At 56.5% G+C, this 16,677-nt stretch carries 16 protein-coding genes and 1 pseudogene; 8 read left to right on the forward strand and 9 right to left on the reverse strand.

All coding sequences use genetic code 11. From position 1 onward, the window contains the following. The first annotated feature begins 23 nt into the window (after positions 1-23). From EKN83_RS11265 to ghrB, 4 genes are all read left to right on the forward strand, one after another. Positions 24-773 (forward strand): sugar phosphate isomerase/epimerase family protein, encoded by a 750-nt coding sequence (locus EKN83_RS11265; protein WP_126800931.1) that lies wholly within the window; start codon positions 24-26, stop codon positions 771-773. A 3-nt stretch (positions 774-776) separates the two neighbouring features. Continuing rightward, positions 777-1,715 carry a sugar kinase gene (locus EKN83_RS11270; RefSeq protein WP_126800932.1) on the forward strand — a complete coding sequence of 313 codons (939 nt, stop codon included), beginning with the start codon at positions 777-779 and terminating at the stop codon, positions 1,713-1,715. 135 nt (positions 1,716-1,850) lie between these two features. After that, positions 1,851-3,131, forward strand: a complete 1,281-nt coding sequence (locus EKN83_RS11275) for an MFS transporter (RefSeq protein ID WP_025759175.1) — start codon at positions 1,851-1,853, stop codon at positions 3,129-3,131. Positions 3,132-3,157: 26 nt separating this feature from the next. Further along, positions 3,158-4,132 carry a glyoxylate/hydroxypyruvate reductase GhrB gene (gene ghrB / locus EKN83_RS11280; RefSeq protein WP_126800933.1) on the forward strand — a complete coding sequence of 325 codons (975 nt, stop codon included), beginning with the start codon at positions 3,158-3,160 and terminating at the stop codon, positions 4,130-4,132. Between the two features lie 58 nt (positions 4,133-4,190). Here ghrB and cspA read toward each other — a convergent pair whose 3' ends face one another. Then, positions 4,191-4,403, reverse strand: a complete 213-nt coding sequence (cspA, locus tag EKN83_RS11285) for an RNA chaperone/antiterminator CspA (protein WP_003860775.1) — start codon at positions 4,401-4,403, stop codon at positions 4,191-4,193. 247 nt (positions 4,404-4,650) lie between these two features. Next, complete coding sequence (locus EKN83_RS11290) at positions 4,651-5,361, reverse strand: DUF3053 domain-containing protein (RefSeq protein WP_025759171.1); 711 nt, start codon at positions 5,359-5,361, stop codon at positions 4,651-4,653. 331 nt (positions 5,362-5,692) lie between these two features. Here EKN83_RS11290 and EKN83_RS11295 point away from each other — a divergent pair, with 331 nt between their 5' ends. Further along, positions 5,693-5,980, forward strand: a complete 288-nt coding sequence (locus EKN83_RS11295) for an HTH-type transcriptional regulator (protein WP_025759170.1) — start codon at positions 5,693-5,695, stop codon at positions 5,978-5,980. Between the two features lie 39 nt (positions 5,981-6,019). Here EKN83_RS11295 and EKN83_RS11300 read toward each other — a convergent pair whose 3' ends face one another. Beyond that, positions 6,020-7,639 carry an ABC-F family ATP-binding cassette domain-containing protein gene (locus EKN83_RS11300; protein WP_088244009.1) on the reverse strand — a complete coding sequence of 540 codons (1,620 nt, stop codon included), beginning with the start codon at positions 7,637-7,639 and terminating at the stop codon, positions 6,020-6,022. Positions 7,640-8,386: 747 nt separating this feature from the next. On the opposite strand from EKN83_RS11300, the pseudogene EKN83_RS23675 reads away from it, so the two are divergent. Both EKN83_RS23675 and EKN83_RS11305 read left to right on the forward strand, forming a co-directional pair. Beyond that, positions 8,387-8,620, forward strand: a pseudogene (locus EKN83_RS23675) (hypothetical protein); the annotation flags it as partial. Then, positions 8,524-8,901 carry a hypothetical protein gene (locus EKN83_RS11305; RefSeq protein ID WP_229235389.1) on the forward strand — a complete coding sequence of 126 codons (378 nt, stop codon included), beginning with the start codon at positions 8,524-8,526 and terminating at the stop codon, positions 8,899-8,901. The pseudogene EKN83_RS23675 and the gene EKN83_RS11305, both read left to right, overlap by 97 nt. 93 nt (positions 8,902-8,994) lie before the next feature. On the opposite strand, the gene glyS is transcribed toward EKN83_RS11305, so the two are convergent. From glyS to EKN83_RS11320, 3 genes are all read right to left on the reverse strand, one after another. Further along, on the reverse strand, positions 8,995-11,064 hold the full coding sequence (gene glyS, locus EKN83_RS11310) for a glycine--tRNA ligase subunit beta (RefSeq protein WP_059386737.1): 2,070 nt from the start codon (positions 11,062-11,064) through the stop codon (positions 8,995-8,997). Between the two features lie 9 nt (positions 11,065-11,073). Continuing rightward, positions 11,074-11,985 (reverse strand): glycine--tRNA ligase subunit alpha, encoded by a 912-nt coding sequence (glyQ, locus tag EKN83_RS11315; protein WP_003860141.1) that lies wholly within the window; start codon positions 11,983-11,985, stop codon positions 11,074-11,076. Positions 11,986-12,145: 160 nt separating this feature from the next. Beyond that, a complete protein-coding gene (locus EKN83_RS11320; RefSeq protein ID WP_025759165.1) occupies positions 12,146-12,451 on the reverse strand; it encodes a YsaB family lipoprotein in 306 nt (101 codons plus the stop codon). A 182-nt stretch (positions 12,452-12,633) separates the two neighbouring features. Here EKN83_RS11320 and EKN83_RS11325 point away from each other — a divergent pair, with 182 nt between their 5' ends. Further along, a complete protein-coding gene (locus EKN83_RS11325; protein ID WP_126800934.1) occupies positions 12,634-13,629 on the forward strand; it encodes an acyltransferase in 996 nt (331 codons plus the stop codon). Here the strand turns inward: EKN83_RS11325 and EKN83_RS11330 are convergent. The 3 genes from EKN83_RS11330 to xylB form a co-directional block, all read right to left on the reverse strand. Then, entirely contained in the window at positions 13,622-14,542 is a 921-nt protein-coding gene (locus EKN83_RS11330; protein ID WP_126800935.1) for a GlxA family transcriptional regulator, read from the reverse strand. The two genes, EKN83_RS11325 and EKN83_RS11330, sit on opposite strands and share 8 nt — an antisense overlap. Continuing rightward, positions 14,542-15,081 (reverse strand): isochorismatase family protein, encoded by a 540-nt coding sequence (locus EKN83_RS11335; RefSeq protein WP_126800936.1) that lies wholly within the window; start codon positions 15,079-15,081, stop codon positions 14,542-14,544. Before EKN83_RS11335 ends, EKN83_RS11330 begins: the two co-directional genes overlap by 1 nt. A 103-nt stretch (positions 15,082-15,184) precedes the next feature. Next, positions 15,185-16,639 carry a xylulokinase gene (gene xylB / locus EKN83_RS11340; RefSeq protein WP_126800937.1) on the reverse strand — a complete coding sequence of 485 codons (1,455 nt, stop codon included), beginning with the start codon at positions 16,637-16,639 and terminating at the stop codon, positions 15,185-15,187. Between the last annotated feature and the right edge of the window lie 38 nt (positions 16,640-16,677).

Genomic DNA, 16,677 nt, shown 5'->3' on the forward strand with positions numbered 1-16,677 from the left:
ATATGTTGCGATGGAGTCCGACGATGGACAGGAAAATAATGGTGGTCACCGCCGCGTACGGCGCGGAACAGGTGCGACAGGCGGGCGGTCAGCGGGCGATGCTTCCCGTTATTGCTGGCGCGGGCGCAGACGGCGTGGAGATCCGCCGGGAACTGTTCAACAGCGAAGAGCTGCTGGCGCTGCCTGCGCTGGGGGAATCCATTGAGCTGCTGGGCCTGCTGGCGTGCTACTCAGCACCCGCCGCCCTGTTTATGCCCGACGGCACACTCAACCCGGATCTGCCCCGCTATCTTTCAGAGGCCAATACCCTGAACGCGCTGTGGCTCAAGGTTTCCCTCGGCCATTTCAGCGACACGCACGCTCTCGACACCCTGCGTGCGCTGCTGAACACAAGCGGCATGGCGCTGGTCGTGGAAAACGATCAGACCGACTGCGGCCAGCTGGCGCCTATGCAGCGTTTCCAGGCCGCCTGTCGGGACATGGAGCTCCCCGTCACCCTGACCTTCGACATGGGTAACTGGCTGTGGGTCGGCGATTCGCCCGAAGAAGCAGCCCGCCACCTGGCCCCTGCCGTGAGCTATATCCACGTGAAAGCCGCCGTGCCGCATAAGGATAACTTCCGCGCTGTCGCACCGGACCACGCCGATGCGCGCTGGCTGGATCTGCTCAGCCAACTGCCCGCCGATGCCCCGCGCGGTATCGAGTTCCCGCTGGAAGGGACGGATTTAACCGCCGTGACCCGCCATTACGTCAACCTGCTACGCGAGGAGTAAACCATGCACAAGACGCTGGATGTCATCACCATCGGCGAGGCCATGGCGATGTTTGTCGCCACCGAAACAGGCGAACTGAGTGCGGTGGAGCGCTTTATGAAACGCGTGGCAGGCGCAGAGCTGAACGTCGCGACCGGGCTGGCGCGCCTCGGCCTGAACGTCGGCTGGGTCAGCCGCGTGGGGGATGACAGCTTTGGTCATTTCGTTCTCGATTCGCTGAAAAAAGAGGGGATTGATGCCGCTGGCGTCACCCTCGACGGACGCTTCCCCACCGGTTTTCAGCTTAAATCTAAAGTCGAAAATGGAACCGATCCCATCGTGGAATATTTCCGTAAAGGATCGGCCGCAAGCCATCTCTCCGTGGCGGATTACCACGCCGACTATTTTGCTGGCGCACGTCACCTGCACCTGAGCGGCGTCGCCGCGGCACTTTCTGCCAGCTCGTATGAACTGCTCGATCATGCCGCGACCACCATGAAAGCCCAGGGGAAGACCATCTCATTCGATCCCAACCTGCGCCCGGTGCTGTGGAAAAGCGAGGCAGAAATGGTTGAGAAGCTCAACCGTCTGGCGTTCCGGGCGGACTGGGTTCTGCCAGGCCTGAAAGAAGGGATGATTCTGACCGGCGAAAGTACGCCGGAAGGTATTGCCGACTTCTACCTTAATAAAGGGGTAAAAGCGGTGGTGCTGAAAACCGGTGCCGATGGCGCATGGTTTAAAACCGCCGCGGGCGAACAGGGCGCGGTCGCTGCGGTGAAGGTTGAGAACGTCGTCGATACCGTCGGCGCAGGCGATGGTTTTGCCGTGGGCGTCATTAGCGCCCTGCTGGAAGGCAAAACGCTGCAACAGGCCGTCGCGCGGGGCAACAAAATTGGCTCGCTGGCCATTCAGGTACAGGGCGATAGCGAAGGATTACCAACACGAGCACAGCTTAACGAATAAACATCCCCCCTCACCCTAACCCTCTCCCCTCTGGGGGGGGCCGGGGTGAGGGGGCATACATCGTACTCAACAAAACAAACCACCGTGTACCCTACAGACAACGGCGGTAACCACCTCAACAACAGAGGCAAGCCTATGAACAGTTCGACCAATGCAGTAAAACGCTGGTGGTACATCATGCCAATCGTGTTCATCACGTACAGCCTGGCGTACCTTGATCGTGCCAACTTCAGTTTCGCGTCCGCGGCAGGGATCACCGAAGACCTTGGGATCACCAAAGGGATCTCCTCCCTGCTGGGCGCCCTTTTCTTCCTCGGCTACTTCTTCTTCCAGATCCCTGGCGCGATCTATGCGGAACGGCGCAGCGTGCGTAAGCTGATCTTCATCTGTCTGATCCTGTGGGGTGCCTGCGCGTCTCTCACCGGTATGGTGAACAATATTCCTGCCCTGGCCGCTATTCGCTTCATCCTCGGCGTGGTTGAGGCGGCGGTAATGCCAGCGATGCTGATCTACATCAGCAACTGGTTTACCAAATCCGAACGTTCACGCGCCAATACCTTCCTCATCCTCGGTAACCCGGTCACGGTGCTGTGGATGTCGGTCGTCTCAGGCTACCTGATCCAGTCCTTTGGCTGGCGCGAGATGTTTATCATCGAAGGGGTGCCGGCGATTATCTGGGCCTTCTGCTGGTGGGTGCTGGTGAAAGATAAACCTGCCCAGGCGAAATGGCTCTCCGAAGATGAGAAAGCGGCGCTGCAGGCACAGCTGGATAAAGAGCAGCAAGGACTGAAGGCGGTGCGTAACTATGGCGAAGCCTTCCGCTCCCGCAACGTGATCCTGCTGTGCGCGCAGTACTTTACCTGGAGTATTGGGGTGTACGGCTTTGTGCTGTGGCTGCCGTCCATTATCCGCAGCGGCGGTGAAAACCTCGGTATGGTCGAGGTCGGCTGGCTGTCATCCGTGCCGTATCTGGCGGCGACAATCGCGATGATTATCGTCTCATGGGCATCGGACAAGCTGCAAAACCGTAAGCTGTTTGTCTGGCCGCTGCTGCTGATCGCTGCCTTTGCCTTCATTGGCTCCTGGGCCGTGGGCGCAAACCACTTCTGGGTCTCTTATACGCTGCTGGTGATTGCCGGTGCAGCCATGTACGCCCCGTATGGCCCGTTCTTTGCCATCATCCCGGAGATGCTGCCGCGTAACGTCGCAGGTGGCGCGATGGCGCTGATCAACAGTATGGGTGCGCTGGGCTCGTTCTGCGGCTCCTGGTTCGTCGGTTACCTGAACGGTGCCACCGGCAGCCCGGCTGCGTCATACATCTTTATGGGGGTGGCGCTTTTCGCCTCCGTATGGCTTACTCTGATTGTTAAGCCTGCTAATAATCAACAACACCCTGTCGGCGCTCGCCACGCCTGAAACCTTAAAACACAACGGAGATTAGCATGAAGCCGTCCGTCATTTTGTATAAAGCCCTGCCGGAAGATCTGCAGAAGCGCCTTGAAGAGCACTTCACCGTCACGCAGGTGAAGAACCTGAGCCCGGAGACCGTGGCACAGCACGCCGAGGCGTTCGCCCGCGCTGAAGGCCTGCTGGGTTCAAGCGAAAGAGTGGATGTCGCCCTGCTGGAGAAAATGCCGAAGCTTCGTGCTACCTCAACCGTGTCCGTGGGTTACGATAACTTCGACGTGGAGGCCCTTAATGCCCGCAGGATCCTGCTGATGCATACACCGCATGCCCTGACGGAAACCGTGGCCGACACGCTAATGGCGCTGATGCTCACGACGGCCCGTCGCGTGGTGGAAGTGGCTGAGCGCGTCAAAGCAGGCGAGTGGACAAAAAGCATAGGTCCGGACTGGTTCGGCGTGGATGTGCACGGCAAAACGCTGGGTATTGTGGGCATGGGGCGTATCGGACTGGCACTGGCGCAGCGCGCGCATTTTGGGTTTAACATGCCGATTCTGTACAACGCGCGTCGCCACCACAGTGAAGCTGAAGAACGTTTTAACGCCCGCTACTGCGAGCTGGATACGCTGCTGCAGGAAGCGGATTTTGTCTGCCTGGTCCTGCCGTTGACTGACGAAACCCGTCATCTGATTGGCAAAGCGGCGTTCGAAAAGATGAAGACGTCAGCCATTTTCATCAACGCGGGTCGCGGCCCGGTAGTGGATGAGAAGGCACTGATTGAAGCCCTGCAAAACGGTGAGATCCATGCCGCCGGTCTGGACGTGTTTGAGCAGGAGCCGCTGCCGGTGGATTCTCCGCTGCTGACGCTACCCAACGTGGTCGCCCTGCCCCACATCGGCTCCGCCACCCATGAGACGCGCTACAATATGGCGGCCACGGCGGTAGATAACCTTATCGCTGCCCTCAGTGGCAGGGTGGAGATAAACTGCGTGAACCCGCAGGTACAACGGTAGAAACGAAAAAACCCGCCAGAAGGCGGGTTTTTAAATTCTTTGCTACTGGGTTGGAAGCTTACAGGCTTACAACGTTACCAGCTGCTGGGCCTTTAGCGCCGCTTTCGATGGTGAAGGACACTTTCTGACCTTCGTCCAGAGATTTGTAGCCATCGTTCTGGATAGCAGAGAAGTGTACGAACACGTCTTTAGAGCCATCGTCAGGAGTGATGAAGCCGAAACCTTTATCAGCGTTGAACCATTTTACCAGACCAGTCATTTTAGCAGACATAGAAATTACCTTATTAACAAATATATTGTGCCTTCCGGCTTGATGGATTGCGTTACAGATTTTTAAGCGATGAAGGAAGGGTCACTACGAAGGGTATCTATGGATAACAATCTGGACTGCTTTACTAAACTGCTTTAGGTCTGTGTAACAAACCGACGCGAACAGTTATACCGATGTGGGGAAGGAATGACAAGCGTTATTTTCGGAATGCATAAAAAAACCCCGCCGAAAGCGGGGTTTTTTCAGTTTATTCTGTGGCCGCGACGGCTGCGCTCCAGGCCTGGCTAAAGGCCTGATGCTGGGAGGCCAGCGGTCCAATCAGCGTATTGTACTGACTTGCCTGCTGCGAGGTCGGGAACTGAATGCCATTGGCGACAAAGCTTACCTGAGTCTCCTGCTGGGCGATAAAGTCCCCCACCTGGACCAGCTGCTGCGTGAAAATTTGCGCGGCCGGAATCAGCGGTTGCAGCGCTTCAGACGGTTTGGTCACCACTTTCTCATACACTTTGTCGAAGACAGGTTTGAGATCGTCGCCCTGCTTCAGCGCAGAACGTGACGCATCAGCCTGCATTTTCGCATTCTGCAGCTGCTGACTCAGCACGCCAAGCGCACCGTTGGACTGACGTAACGGTTCGCGCTGCGTCATATAATCCTGTGGAACGCGGATGGCGTTCACGCTATCCACTACCGGACGGATACCGGAATCCATCGCCTGGCTCACCTGCTGTGAATAACCATAAAGAATGGCGTAATCGGACACGAAGGGGCCAAACTGTTTTTTCTGATCCGCAGTCAGCGTCGGCAACCGCTCGCCGCTGCGCATCACTGTATTCTGCAGAAAATCGATAAACGCTTTGCGCTGATCGCCTTCTTTATCAAAACACCCACTCAGGCTAACAACCATCAACAACGCCGCAATAGGCGCAAACCAGCGAGAGCAGGACTTTCCTGTCGCCATTTTATTACTCCTTTCACCCAAAAAAGCGCACACCGGCACACGCGTGCCCAACGCTGACAAGGATAGTCCAGGTCAGCCTTGCAAGATACTCTTTTCATGCAAAACGGCTATTGCCAATTTATTTCTTACCATTTACAAAAAAATACCTGGCGAGGCCGACATATGACTAATCAGGTAATTAGCATAAATATCCATATCGCTGAATCGGGTACAGCATTCGTTACCGCACGATTAATCACAGCCGTGACGATCCTGGGTCTGGATTAGGGACTATTCTTAATTGGCTCTCTGATGTTCTTGATCACGATGTGAGATTTAAGAGGAGTCCTCAATGGAATATAAAGATCCTGAGTTTGAGCTGCTGAGCAGTCTGGAACAGATCATTTTTAAAGATGTACCGCAGACGATTACCCTGCAACAAAAATCCAATCCCTTTACAGAATATGAGCAATTGCGCAAAGGGACAGGACTGAAAACCGAAGAATTCGCCAGAGCGATGGGTGTCAGCGTGGCTATGGTTCAGGAGTGGGAGTCGAAACGTGAGAAACCCACCCCAACCGAGTTAAAGCTGATGCGCCTGATTCAGGCCAACCCTGCACTCAGCAAACAGATAGCGTAGTGACGTTTGAATGCCCCCGCCTTTGCGGGGGCTTGTGTTTTAAAGGCTTTCACAACGCCATCCCCCCGCGTCCCACACCAGCTCATGCGTCAACGCGACTCCTTGCAGGAATTTTTCATCGTGAGAGACGACCAGCAACGCCCCGGGAAAACCGGCCAGTGCCGCTTCAATCGCCTGGACCGATGCCAGATCCAGGTGGTTGGTCGGCTCATCAAGCAGCAGTAGCTGTGTGGCTTTTTCGCGCCACAATACACAGGCCAGAGCGGCTTTCAGCCGTTCTCCCCCGCTCAGCTCTGCCAGCGGGAGCGTGACTTTGTCTGCCCCAAGCTGAAGCTGCGCCAGACGGGTTCGCAATACCCCCTCTTCAAGAGGCGTATGACTCAAATTGAGATGCGTCATGACCGATTGGGTAAGATCGAGTTGCGACAGATGCTGGTCGAGATATGCGCAGCTGACGGAAACCTTACAGGCACCTGAACGTGGGGCTATTTCGCCGAGGATGATTTTTAACAGCGTCGATTTTCCGCAGCCGTTTGGTCCTCTGAGCGCCACGCGCATGGGGCCATCCATCCGCCAGTTTACTGGCGGGAGAGAGACATGCGGCAGTTGCAGGTCCTCCAGCACCAGCACCTGTTTTCCCTCGGCAATGTGGCTTCCCGGAAGGGTAAACATGATGGGGGCATCTTCTTCCACCCGCTCACGCGCCTTGTTAACTGCAGCATTCAGCGTCTCGTTTTGCTCGTTGTGCTGCTTCTTCCAGCTGCCAATTCGTTCCTTTGCCGCGCCTTTGTATTTGACTCGCTCAAACGAGGCGATATTCAGGGTATCAACGGTGCGTAACGTTTTTGCCGACCGCCGCTGGCTGTCGTCATGCTCTTTTTGCATGCGCGCCCGCGTGCGTTTGCGCTCGGTCGCTGCATGTTCCAGCGCCGCACGGGCAGCCTGTTGCTCAGCATCGCGCTGGGTTTGATAATCCGCATAATTCCCGCCGTAGCTGCGCAGGCCCGAGGCGCTCAGTTCCAGAATACGCGGCACCTGCTCCAGAAGTTCACGGTCATGGGAGGCCACCAGCACACCGCCCTGAAACCGCCTAAGCTGGTCGTAAAACCATGCCCGGCCTTGTCGATCCAGATGGTTAGTGGGTTCGTCCAGCAGAAGAAAGTCTGCGTCCGCCGTAAATGCCCCACACAGCAGGGCGCGAATGCGCTCGCCGCCGCTGAGTTCACCGGCGGGCTTATCCGGATCAAACGCGGGCAGTTGCGCATGGATAAATGCCTCACACAGACGCTCGGCTAAATCCCAGTGGCCGTCGAGTATGTCCAGATCGTCAGGCTGGTAATCGCCGCTATCAACGCGTTTACGCGCCGCAAACATCGCGCCGTAACCGAGCAGTTCCGCCAGTGTCGTCTGCGGAGAAATAGCCTGCTGCTGCGCCACATAGAAGTGCGAGCCAAAGCGTTCAATATGACCGCTGGCCGGTTCATCCCGCCCCGCCAGCATGCGCAGCAGACGCGTTTTCCCGCTGCCGTTGCGGCCAACCAGCGCGCACAGGGAGGGCTCGAGCGTGAGATTCAGCGGACCAAAAAGGATATCGCCCGTCGCAAACTGACAGGAGACCTGATGCAAAATAAAAGAAGGGGACTGCGCAAAATGAGCCATAAGCACTCCTGAATGAAATCAAAACATCCCCTGCTGACGCGGTGGCGTTTAGCAAGGATCGAAATTCATCAGTCGTGTTTGTTCATTTTTGGGGGGCGCTCCAGAGCGGGAAAGTTAACGCGGATAAGGATAGCGGTAATGTGTTGACCATTTCAAGGTTAAATTTTGGTCGATTCGTACTCCCTCTCCCTTTCGGCTGAGGGATCCCCACAAAATAATACCTGCACAAACGACCCCCTCTCCCTGAAGGGAGAGGGTTGGGGTGAGGGGGAACATACGGCTGTGGAGGTTATTCCGTTCACTTTATGTTCCTTGCTACTCTGTTACGACAATGCCGGTGAACGTGCCAGGGCGGCTCAATCGCCACCGCCCTGGCGACCCGGGCTCCCGGCGGTAAATCGCCGCTACGCGGTACCTTCGGCTTATTCCTTCCGGCTTATCGGGGACGGGCGGAGGTAACATCCCTGTAAAGCCCGCCCTCTCGGCGCATCCCTGCGCCTCGCCCCGGCCTACAGGAAACGCCTCAGCGATTTACAGCCGGACCATGGCGTCGCTGTAAGACCTCTGCCCGCAGTATGCTTTTCATCGCGGTAATTTTGCGAGCCTCTTTCCAGAAATGGTAATATCCTCAGCAACATAGCTCAAAACTGTTGCAGCATGCTTTGCTACATCTCAATGGTGGGCTGAGCAGGGGCATCGAAAGATGCGCCGGTATCCGATAAGGCCGGTAATGCTAACTCTGTTCAGTCCACCACCAGCGAAATTAGCATTTCCGGTGGTGGAAGCTATATCACTTATCGGATGCTGCCAATATGGCTACTACCCCAACCCACGCTCATTCTTTATTCACCCTGCCCTTCAACCACACAACCGACTTCACCGAGTTGGCGGATAACTGCGAACGTTTTACCGACGCACTGGTCGATTGCGAAGAACCCGCCCCAAAAATGGCGCTTTACGGCCGACTCTCCGCCTGCCTGAATCTTCTGCAACCCACGCTTCTGGAACCTGTCCCGGAGCATTTAAAAGCCAGCCTGACCGTGGAGGAACTGCCGTCACGCCTTCCGGTTTTCGCCCCCGAATGCGATCAGCTGGGACGCTACTGTCAGGAGATTACGCAGTTGCTGATGAACGGCACACTGCCGCGACAATCTGAAATCGTGATGACAGATTTGCTGCGCGAACTGGTCAGCTACTTTGCCGATACGCTGAAGGCGCCGCGTTGGCTGCAGACGGATAAAGGCACAGTCGCGATAGGCTAAACCTGCTGCATGTCGCTGCGCTTATCCGGCCGACAAAAGACCCATAAAAAAACCCGCCGAAGCGGGTTTTTAATATTTATAACAACAGGCACCTTACTGCAGCAGCGAAATATCCGCTACGCGCAGGAACAGCTCACGCAGTTTTTCGAGCATAGAGAGACGGTTAATACGCAGCTCTTTGTCTTCTACGTTCACCATCACTTTCTCGAAGAAGGCGTCGATAACGTCACGCAGCTCCGCCAGCTCCACCAGCGCTTCCTGGTAACGGCCTTCCGCGAAGTACGGCTCGAGCTTGTCGCGCAGCACCACAACCTGCATCGCCAGGGCGATCTCTTCCGGCTCTTTCAGCGTCGCGGCGTTTACACGCTCGTTCAGCGTTTCGTCGGATTTCGCCAGAATGTTGGAGACACGCTTGTTGGCCGCAGCCAGGGCAGATGCCGCTTCCAGCGTACGGAAGTGGGAAACCGCCTTCATACGCGCATCGAAATCTGCCGGACGGGTTGGACGACGCGCCAGCACCGCCTGAATGGTGTCAACGGTGTAACCTTCGTCCTGATACCACGCGCGGAAGCGACCAAGCATAAAGTCGATCACATCATCCACCACGTTGGCGTTGGTCAGCTTGTCACCGTACAGACGCACCGCTTCTTCGGTCAGGGTCTGCAGATCCAGGTTCAGGTTCTTCTCAACGATGATACGCAGCACACCGAGCGCCGCACGACGCAGCGCAAACGGGTCTTTGTCGCCTTTTGGATGCTGACCGATACCGAAGATACCTGCCAGGGTGTCCATCTTATCGGCAATCGCCACGGCGCAGGCAACCGGGTTAGACGGCAGCTCGTCGCCCGCAAAGCGCGGCTGATACTGCTCGTTCAGGGCAACCGCCACGTCTTCCGCTTCGCCATCGTGACGCGCGTAGTGCATCCCCATCACACCCTGGGTGTCGGTAAATTCGAACACCATGTTGGTCATCAGGTCGCACTTGGACAGCAGGCCCGCACGGGTGGCGTGGTTGACGTCAGCGCCGATTTCACGGGCGATCCAGCCGGACAGCTCCGCAATACGATCGGTCTTGTCGCGCAGCGTACCCAGCTGCTGCTGGAACAGTACGGTCTGCAGACGCGGAAGATGATCTTCCAGACGTTTTTTACGGTCGGTGTTGAAGAAGAACTCGGCATCCGCCAGACGCGGGCGCACCACCTTCTCGTTACCGGAGATAATCTGGCTCGGATCTTTCGATTCGATGTTCGCGACAAAGATGAAGTTTGGCAGCAGCTTGCCGTCGTTGGCGTAGACAGGGAAGTACTTCTGGTCACCCTTCATGGTGTACACCAGCGCTTCAGCCGGAACGGCCAGGAACTTCTCTTCGAACTTCGCGGTCAGCACAACCGGCCACTCCACCAGCGAGGTCACTTCTTCCAGCAGGCTGTCGCTCAGATCGGCTTTACCGCCAATCTTACGCGCCGCCTCTTCTGCATCGGCTTTGATTTTGGCTTTACGCTGTTCGTAGTCAGCAATGACCTTACCGCGCTCCAGCAGGATTTGCGGATACTGATCGGCATTGTCGATGGTGAACTCAGGCTCGCCCATGAAGCGGTGACCGCGGATCACACGATCGGACGCCACGCCCAGAATAGTGGCCGGAATCACGGTATCGCCCAGCAGCAGGGTCACGGTGTGAACCGGACGCACGAAGTGCACGTCGGACGCGCCCCAGCGCATCAGCTTAGGAATCGGCAGCTTAGCCAGTGAGCTCGCAATCATCTCCGGCAGCAGCGCTTCAGCGCTTTCACCTTTTACGTGAGCGCGATACAGCAGCCACTCGCCTTTGTCGGTGGTCAGACGCTCGGCCTGGTCAACGGTGATACCGCAACCGCGCGCCCAGCCTTCTGCCGCTTTGCTCGGTTTGCCTTCGGCGTCGAACGCCTGGGCAATGGCCGGGCCACGTTTTTCCACTTCACGATCCGGCTGAGACGCCGCCAGGTTAGCCACTTTCAGCGCCAGACGACGCGGTGCAGCAAACCATTCAATTTTACCGTGCGCCAGGCCAGCGTTATCCAGCTCGGCAGTCACGTTCGCAGCAAAAGATTCAGCCAGGCTGCGCAGGGCTTTTGGTGGCAGCTCTTCGGTGCCGATTTCCACCAGGAAAGTTTTCTCAGACATGGCCGCCTCTTATTTGTTTCGGTTGCACATCGGGAAGCCAAGGGCTTCACGGGACGCATAGTAAGCTTCTGCAACGGCTTTGGTCAGGGTACGAATACGCAGAATGTAGCGCTGACGTTCAGTCACGGAGATCGCTTTGCGGGCGTCCAGCAGGTTGAAGCTGTGGGCGGCCTTCAGAATACGCTCATAAGCAGGCAGCGGCAGCGGAGTCTCCAGCGCCAGCAGCTGCTGCGCTTCTTTCTCGTACTGCTCGAAGCAGGTGAACAGGAAGTCCACGTCCGCGTATTCGAAGTTATAGGTGGATTGCTCCACTTCGTTCTGATGGAACACGTCGCCGTAGGTGGTTTTACCCAGCGGGCCGTCGCTCCAGACCAGGTCGTAAACGCTGTCTACGCCCTGAATATACATAGCCAGACGTTCCAGACCGTAGGTGATTTCACCCGTGATCGGTTTACATTCCAGACCGCCAACCTGCTGGAAGTAGGTAAACTGGGTCACTTCCATGCCGTTCAGCCACACTTCCCAACCCAGCCCCCAGGCACCCAGCGTTGGGTTTTCCCAGTTATCTTCCACGAAACGGATATCGTGAATGGTGGGATCCATACCCAGCTCTTTCAGTGACCCGAGATACAGTTCCTGAATATTGTCTGGTGATGGCTTAATCACCACCTGGAACTGATAGTAATGCTGCAGACGGTTCGGGTTCTCACCGTAACGACCATCGGTCGGACGGCGGGAAGGCTGCACATAAGCGGTCGCCATTGGCTCTGGCCCCAACGCGCGTAAGCTGGTCATCGGGTGTGAAGTGCCGGCGCCGACTTCCATGTCCAAAGGTTGAACAATGGTACAGCCCTGACGAGCCCAGTAATCCTGTAAGGTCAGGATCAGGCCCTGGAAGGTCTTGGTATCAAACTTTTGCATAGTATTTCGTGCTGGATACGTGTGGTTTTAAATGGAAGGGACCAGTATACCCGCTGGCTGCAAGATATACAGTACGAAACGGAGTTGTTTAGGGAAAATTGGGAAATAAGCATTCAAGCCAGAACGCCGCAGGCGTCTGGCTGTTGATTATCCGAGCAGGCTAGCGCATGGAGAGGTGTAAAAACTGACCGTCCGCATCAAACGAGCAGACAAAGCCCTCTTTACGGGAGGTATGGCCCCGCAGCTCATAGCTTCCCTGAAAGCGCTCAAACCCGGTGACATCAATTTTCTGCACCTCCGAGTTATAACGTCGGGCAGCCTGATCTTTACAGAGCGCTTCCATATTCAGTGAACGTTCCGGGCTCATTTTACCCTGCTGTGCTTTTTGCACTGGTGCTTCTTGCGGGGCACTGCATCCTGCCAGAATGCCCAGCAGAAAGAGTGACGCCACACGCTTCATCATCATTTTTATTACCGCCCTGGTCTGTGGCTGTTATTTTTAGTATCAAAGCTTTTATAGATTATGGTCTGGCATTCTGCGAATCTCGCGGCCTCCCGACAACACTGCTGAATAAATCTCAGATTTTTCCAGGGAAAGATATTTCCACAACGGCAGTCACACTCTATTTACAGGGAAAAGAGGAACTGATGCAGTCTAAAATTAACTGGATTGATAACCTGCGAGGAATAGCGTGTCTGATGGTGGTGATGATCCACACGACGACCTGGTACATCACGAACGCCCACAGCGTCAGCCCCGTTAACTGGGATATCGCCAATATTCTCAATTCTGCTTCACGCGTCAGCGTTCCGCTGTTCTTTATGATTTCCGGCTTTCTCTTTTTTGGCGAGCGTAGCGCGCAGCCTAGGCATTTCATTCGCATCGCAGCTTGCCTCGGGTTCTACAGCGCCATTGCCCTGCTCTATATCACGCTGTTCACCTCAATTAACGCCGGGTTAGCGCTGAAATACGTACTGCAAAAACCGGTGTTCTACCATCTGTGGTTCTTCTTCGCCATTATCGTTATCTATCTGGTTTCCCCCCTCATACAGGTGAAAAACGTCAGCGGAAAAATGCTGCTGGCGCTGATGGTGGTGATTGGCATTGTCGCCAACCCAAATACAGTCTCGCAGAAAATCGACGGTTTTGAGTGGCTACCGGTCAACCTCTACATCAACGGCGATACCTTTTACTATGTGCTTTACGGCATGCTGGGGCGGGCCATCGGGATGATGAATACGCAAAAACGCGGTATGAACGGGCTCTGCGCGGCGCTGTTTATCGCTGGCGTGGCGGTGATTGCGCGCGGGACACTGCATGAACTGCAGTGGCGCGGTAATTTTGCGGATACCTGGTATCTCTACTGCGGGCCGATGGTCTTTATCTGTGCCGTTTCCCTGCTGACGCTGATCAAAAACACGATGAACGCGCGCCCGCTTCCCGTGCTGGGATATATCTCGCGCCACTCGCTGGGGATTTACGGTTTTCATGCCCTGGTGATCCACGCTCTGCGAACGAGGGGGGTGGAACTGAAAAGCTGGCCGGTGCTGGACATCGTCTGGATTTTCTCCGCCACACTGGTCGTCAGCTTACTGCTGTCGATGCTGCTACAGAAGGTAGATACGCGCCGCTTCGTCAGTTAACAGTGCGCAGTCGGGCGCGATGAAACTGGCGCGGGGAAGAAAACCCTGCCGCCAGGGAAGCCTGCTCCACGCCACGCCCCTGCAATAACCACTGCTCGGCCACTGCCAGACGCAACTGCTCCAGGTAATCGCGAACGCTAATGCCTAAATGCGTCTGAAACAGACGGGTTAAATGGCGGGGACTGACGTGCGCCAGCGCGGCGATATCCGGGACGCTCCAGGCTTTTTGTGGTTCGGCGGTCAGCGCATCCTGGGCACGGTGGATAGCCGGGTGAAGATGATTGCGGTAGCGTAGCCACGGAGAAAGCTGCGGATCGTCTCCCGACCGGCGGAACCAGACCACCATCTCACGCGCCACGGCCAGCGCCTTTTCGGGGCCACACAGGCGGTTAATCATATGCAGCGCCAGATCGATACCTGAAGTGATGCCTGCGCTGGTCCAGATATTCTCATCCTGCACAAATATCCGGTTTTCTTTAATCACCGCCGAGGGAGCCGCGGTACGCAAACGGCTAATCACGTCATGATGTGTGGTGCACTGCCGGTGATTCAGCAACCCGGATTTCGCCGCCAGCAATGCCCCCGAACAGACGCACATCACCGTGATATCCCGACGCTGAATGGCGGGCTGCAGGCGCATCAGCCAGTGCTGGATCTGCAACGCCTGCGGTGTCGAAAACTGAGTGCGGGAGTCGCTCACGCCGGGCAGGACCAGCAGGCTCCCCGCCGGGAGCCCTTCCGGTAAGGGCTGAATGCCGCTCATTGCGAGACCAATCGACGTTTGGACCTCAGGTTGCGGGCCAATGTAATGCAGGCGAAACGCATCGCCCGCCAGCACAAAGGTTTCCGCCGGGCCGGTCATATCTAAAGACAGCACCCCGGGCAACATTACAAACCAGACGTCGATGCGCATTACAGTGACTCCAGCGTCTCCGCTACCGTTTTAATTCCGGCAAACCGCCCGGCCAGTACCGTTTCGGTACGATGGCGAATTTCCGCTGCGCTAAGGGTAATCCCTCTGTACGTCATGGGAAACGTCAGCGTTGCCTCGCTCACAAAGGTCACAGCATAACCCAGATCGAATGCCACCCGTGCGGTGGTCTCACAGCACTGTTCAGTACGAATGCCACACACGATCAGCTGGTTGATATCACGCGCGCGCAGCCAGCGGTCAAGCCCGGTATCCGTGAAGGCATTATGGACGTGTTTCTGGAAAACCACATCCGGCTGATGACGTAAAAAGGCCATCGGTTTGACATAGCCGCTTTGCAGTGAGAAAGGGCCATCTTCATCCACATGAAATATATCAACGACGGGAATATTGCGTGCCTGGCAACCCTCAATCAGCCCCAGCATTGCCTGCTGAAAGGCCGGAATGTCTTGTTCCTGCCAGTAATCACGGTGATGAAAAGACTGTTGGGTATCGATGTTAAGTAGTGCAATGCGTGACATGATGGTGCTCCTCGCCAGTGGGTATGAATACATACTGACGAGGAAACAGGCACGCGGACAGACCAAAAAAGGACATCCTCGTGCCGCTGGCAGACAATCGCGTTTACGACATCAGCGGCAGCAGCTGCTGATAAATTTTGCGGAACACATCGCGCCTTTCCGCGTAACGCGCATGGCGTGCGGCATCAGGCAGATGCGCCTGTTCCAGCGTAAGCTGCGGCAGCAGTTGCGACAGCGGTATTTCCGGGTTCATGGCGATCTGCGCCAGTCGCGCGGCACCGAGCGCTGGCCCGACGTCACCACCGGTGCGGAAATCCAGCTGCAGTCCGCTAATATCCGCCAGCATTTGTCGCCAGTACGGGCTTCGCGCCCCGCCGCCAATCAGGGTAATGCTCGCCGGTTTCAGGCCGCAGTCATGCACCACGTCCATTCCATCAGCCAGGGCATAACCTACGCCTTCGAGAACCGCTCGCGCCAGTTCTGCCGGACCGTGTTGGTGGGTTAAGCCAAAGAACACGCCTTTTGCTTCCGGGTTGTTGTGCGGCGTACGCTCACCGGACAGATACGGTAAAAACCAGACGGTACCGGCTTTTTCATCCGCCTGTTGCGCTGCGGCAATCAACGCAGGCACATCGGCCATCCCGGTCAGCTTCGCCGCCCAGTCCAGGCACGACGCGGCACTCAGCATCACCGACATCAAATGCCATTTTCCTGGCAGCGCATGGCAGAAGCTGTGCACTGCACTTTCAGGGTTGCTGCGATACCCGTCACTGACGGCAAAATAGACGCCGGAGGTTCCCAGCGAGAGCATAGCCTGCCCGGCCTCAACCATCCCGACACCCACAGCCCCCGCCGCGTTGTCCCCGCCCCCGGCCACCACCGGTACGGCAGGCATATTCCAGCGTTCCGCAACCGCTGGCAGCAATGTGCCCGTCACCTCACTGCCTTCGAACAGTGCGGGCATGTGTTCACGGGTCAGATGGCAGGCATTCAGCATCGCCTCGCTCCAGTCACGTTTCGCCACGTCGAGCCACATCGTGCCGGCGGCATCGGACATGTCGCTGGCAAAATCCCCCGTCATGCGAAAACGCAGATAATCTTTTGGCAGCAATACTTTTGCCACCTGACGGAAAATATCCGGCTCGTGGCGCTGCACCCATAGCAATTTGGGCGCAGTAAAGCCGGGCATCATCAGGTTTCCGGTAATTTCACGAGAGGCAGGAACACGCGCCTCAAGGAGTGCGCACTCTTCTGCACATCGGCCATCGTTCCAGAGAATGGCGGGACGAAGCACACGATACTGGTTATCCAGCAGCGTAGCGCCGTGCATTTGTCCGGCGATCCCCAGCGCGTTGACGCCACGCAGATTGTGCTGCTCACCCAGGGCCTGAATGGCACGATCCGTCGCCTGCCACCACTGCTCCGGATCCTGCTCCGACCACAGCGGGTGCGGACGTGAAACCTGCAGTTTTTCTGTCTGCGTTGCTAACACGTCGCCCTGCTCGCTTAACAGGATGGCTTTCACACCCGATGTGCCAAGATCGATCCCGATGTACATTAACGGTGACTCCTTTAACAGAAATGCCCGGTGGCGCT

Source organism: Enterobacter sp. WCHEn090032 (assembly GCF_003986875.1).
In the GTDB taxonomy this organism is placed as follows: domain Bacteria; phylum Pseudomonadota; class Gammaproteobacteria; order Enterobacterales; family Enterobacteriaceae; genus Enterobacter; species Enterobacter sichuanensis.

What these genes read in the sequence shown, in the direction of transcription:
- xylB (WP_126800937.1), bottom strand. Translation starts at nt 16,639, where the DNA reads ATGTACATCGGGATCGATCTTGGCACATCGGGTGTGAAAGCCATCCTG.
- EKN83_RS11275 (WP_025759175.1), top strand. Translation starts at nt 1,851, where the DNA reads ATGAACAGTTCGACCAATGCAGTAAAACGCTGGTGGTACATCATGCCA.
- EKN83_RS11290 (WP_025759171.1), bottom strand. Translation starts at nt 5,361, where the DNA reads ATGGCGACAGGAAAGTCCTGCTCTCGCTGGTTTGCGCCTATTGCGGCG.
- ghrB (WP_126800933.1), top strand. Translation starts at nt 3,158, where the DNA reads ATGAAGCCGTCCGTCATTTTGTATAAAGCCCTGCCGGAAGATCTGCAG.
- EKN83_RS11265 (WP_126800931.1), top strand. Translation starts at nt 24, where the DNA reads ATGGACAGGAAAATAATGGTGGTCACCGCCGCGTACGGCGCGGAACAG.
- glyQ (WP_003860141.1), bottom strand. Translation starts at nt 11,985, where the DNA reads ATGCAAAAGTTTGATACCAAGACCTTCCAGGGCCTGATCCTGACCTTA.
- EKN83_RS11320 (WP_025759165.1), bottom strand. Translation starts at nt 12,451, where the DNA reads ATGATGATGAAGCGTGTGGCGTCACTCTTTCTGCTGGGCATTCTGGCA.
- EKN83_RS11270 (WP_126800932.1), top strand. Translation starts at nt 777, where the DNA reads ATGCACAAGACGCTGGATGTCATCACCATCGGCGAGGCCATGGCGATG.
- EKN83_RS11335 (WP_126800936.1), bottom strand. Translation starts at nt 15,081, where the DNA reads ATGTCACGCATTGCACTACTTAACATCGATACCCAACAGTCTTTTCAT.
- glyS (WP_059386737.1), bottom strand. Translation starts at nt 11,064, where the DNA reads ATGTCTGAGAAAACTTTCCTGGTGGAAATCGGCACCGAAGAGCTGCCA.
- EKN83_RS11325 (WP_126800934.1), top strand. Translation starts at nt 12,634, where the DNA reads ATGCAGTCTAAAATTAACTGGATTGATAACCTGCGAGGAATAGCGTGT.
- EKN83_RS11300 (WP_088244009.1), bottom strand. Translation starts at nt 7,639, where the DNA reads ATGGCTCATTTTGCGCAGTCCCCTTCTTTTATTTTGCATCAGGTCTCC.
- cspA (WP_003860775.1), bottom strand. Translation starts at nt 4,403, where the DNA reads ATGTCTGCTAAAATGACTGGTCTGGTAAAATGGTTCAACGCTGATAAA.
- EKN83_RS11330 (WP_126800935.1), bottom strand. Translation starts at nt 14,542, where the DNA reads ATGCGCATCGACGTCTGGTTTGTAATGTTGCCCGGGGTGCTGTCTTTA.
- EKN83_RS11295 (WP_025759170.1), top strand. Translation starts at nt 5,693, where the DNA reads ATGGAATATAAAGATCCTGAGTTTGAGCTGCTGAGCAGTCTGGAACAG.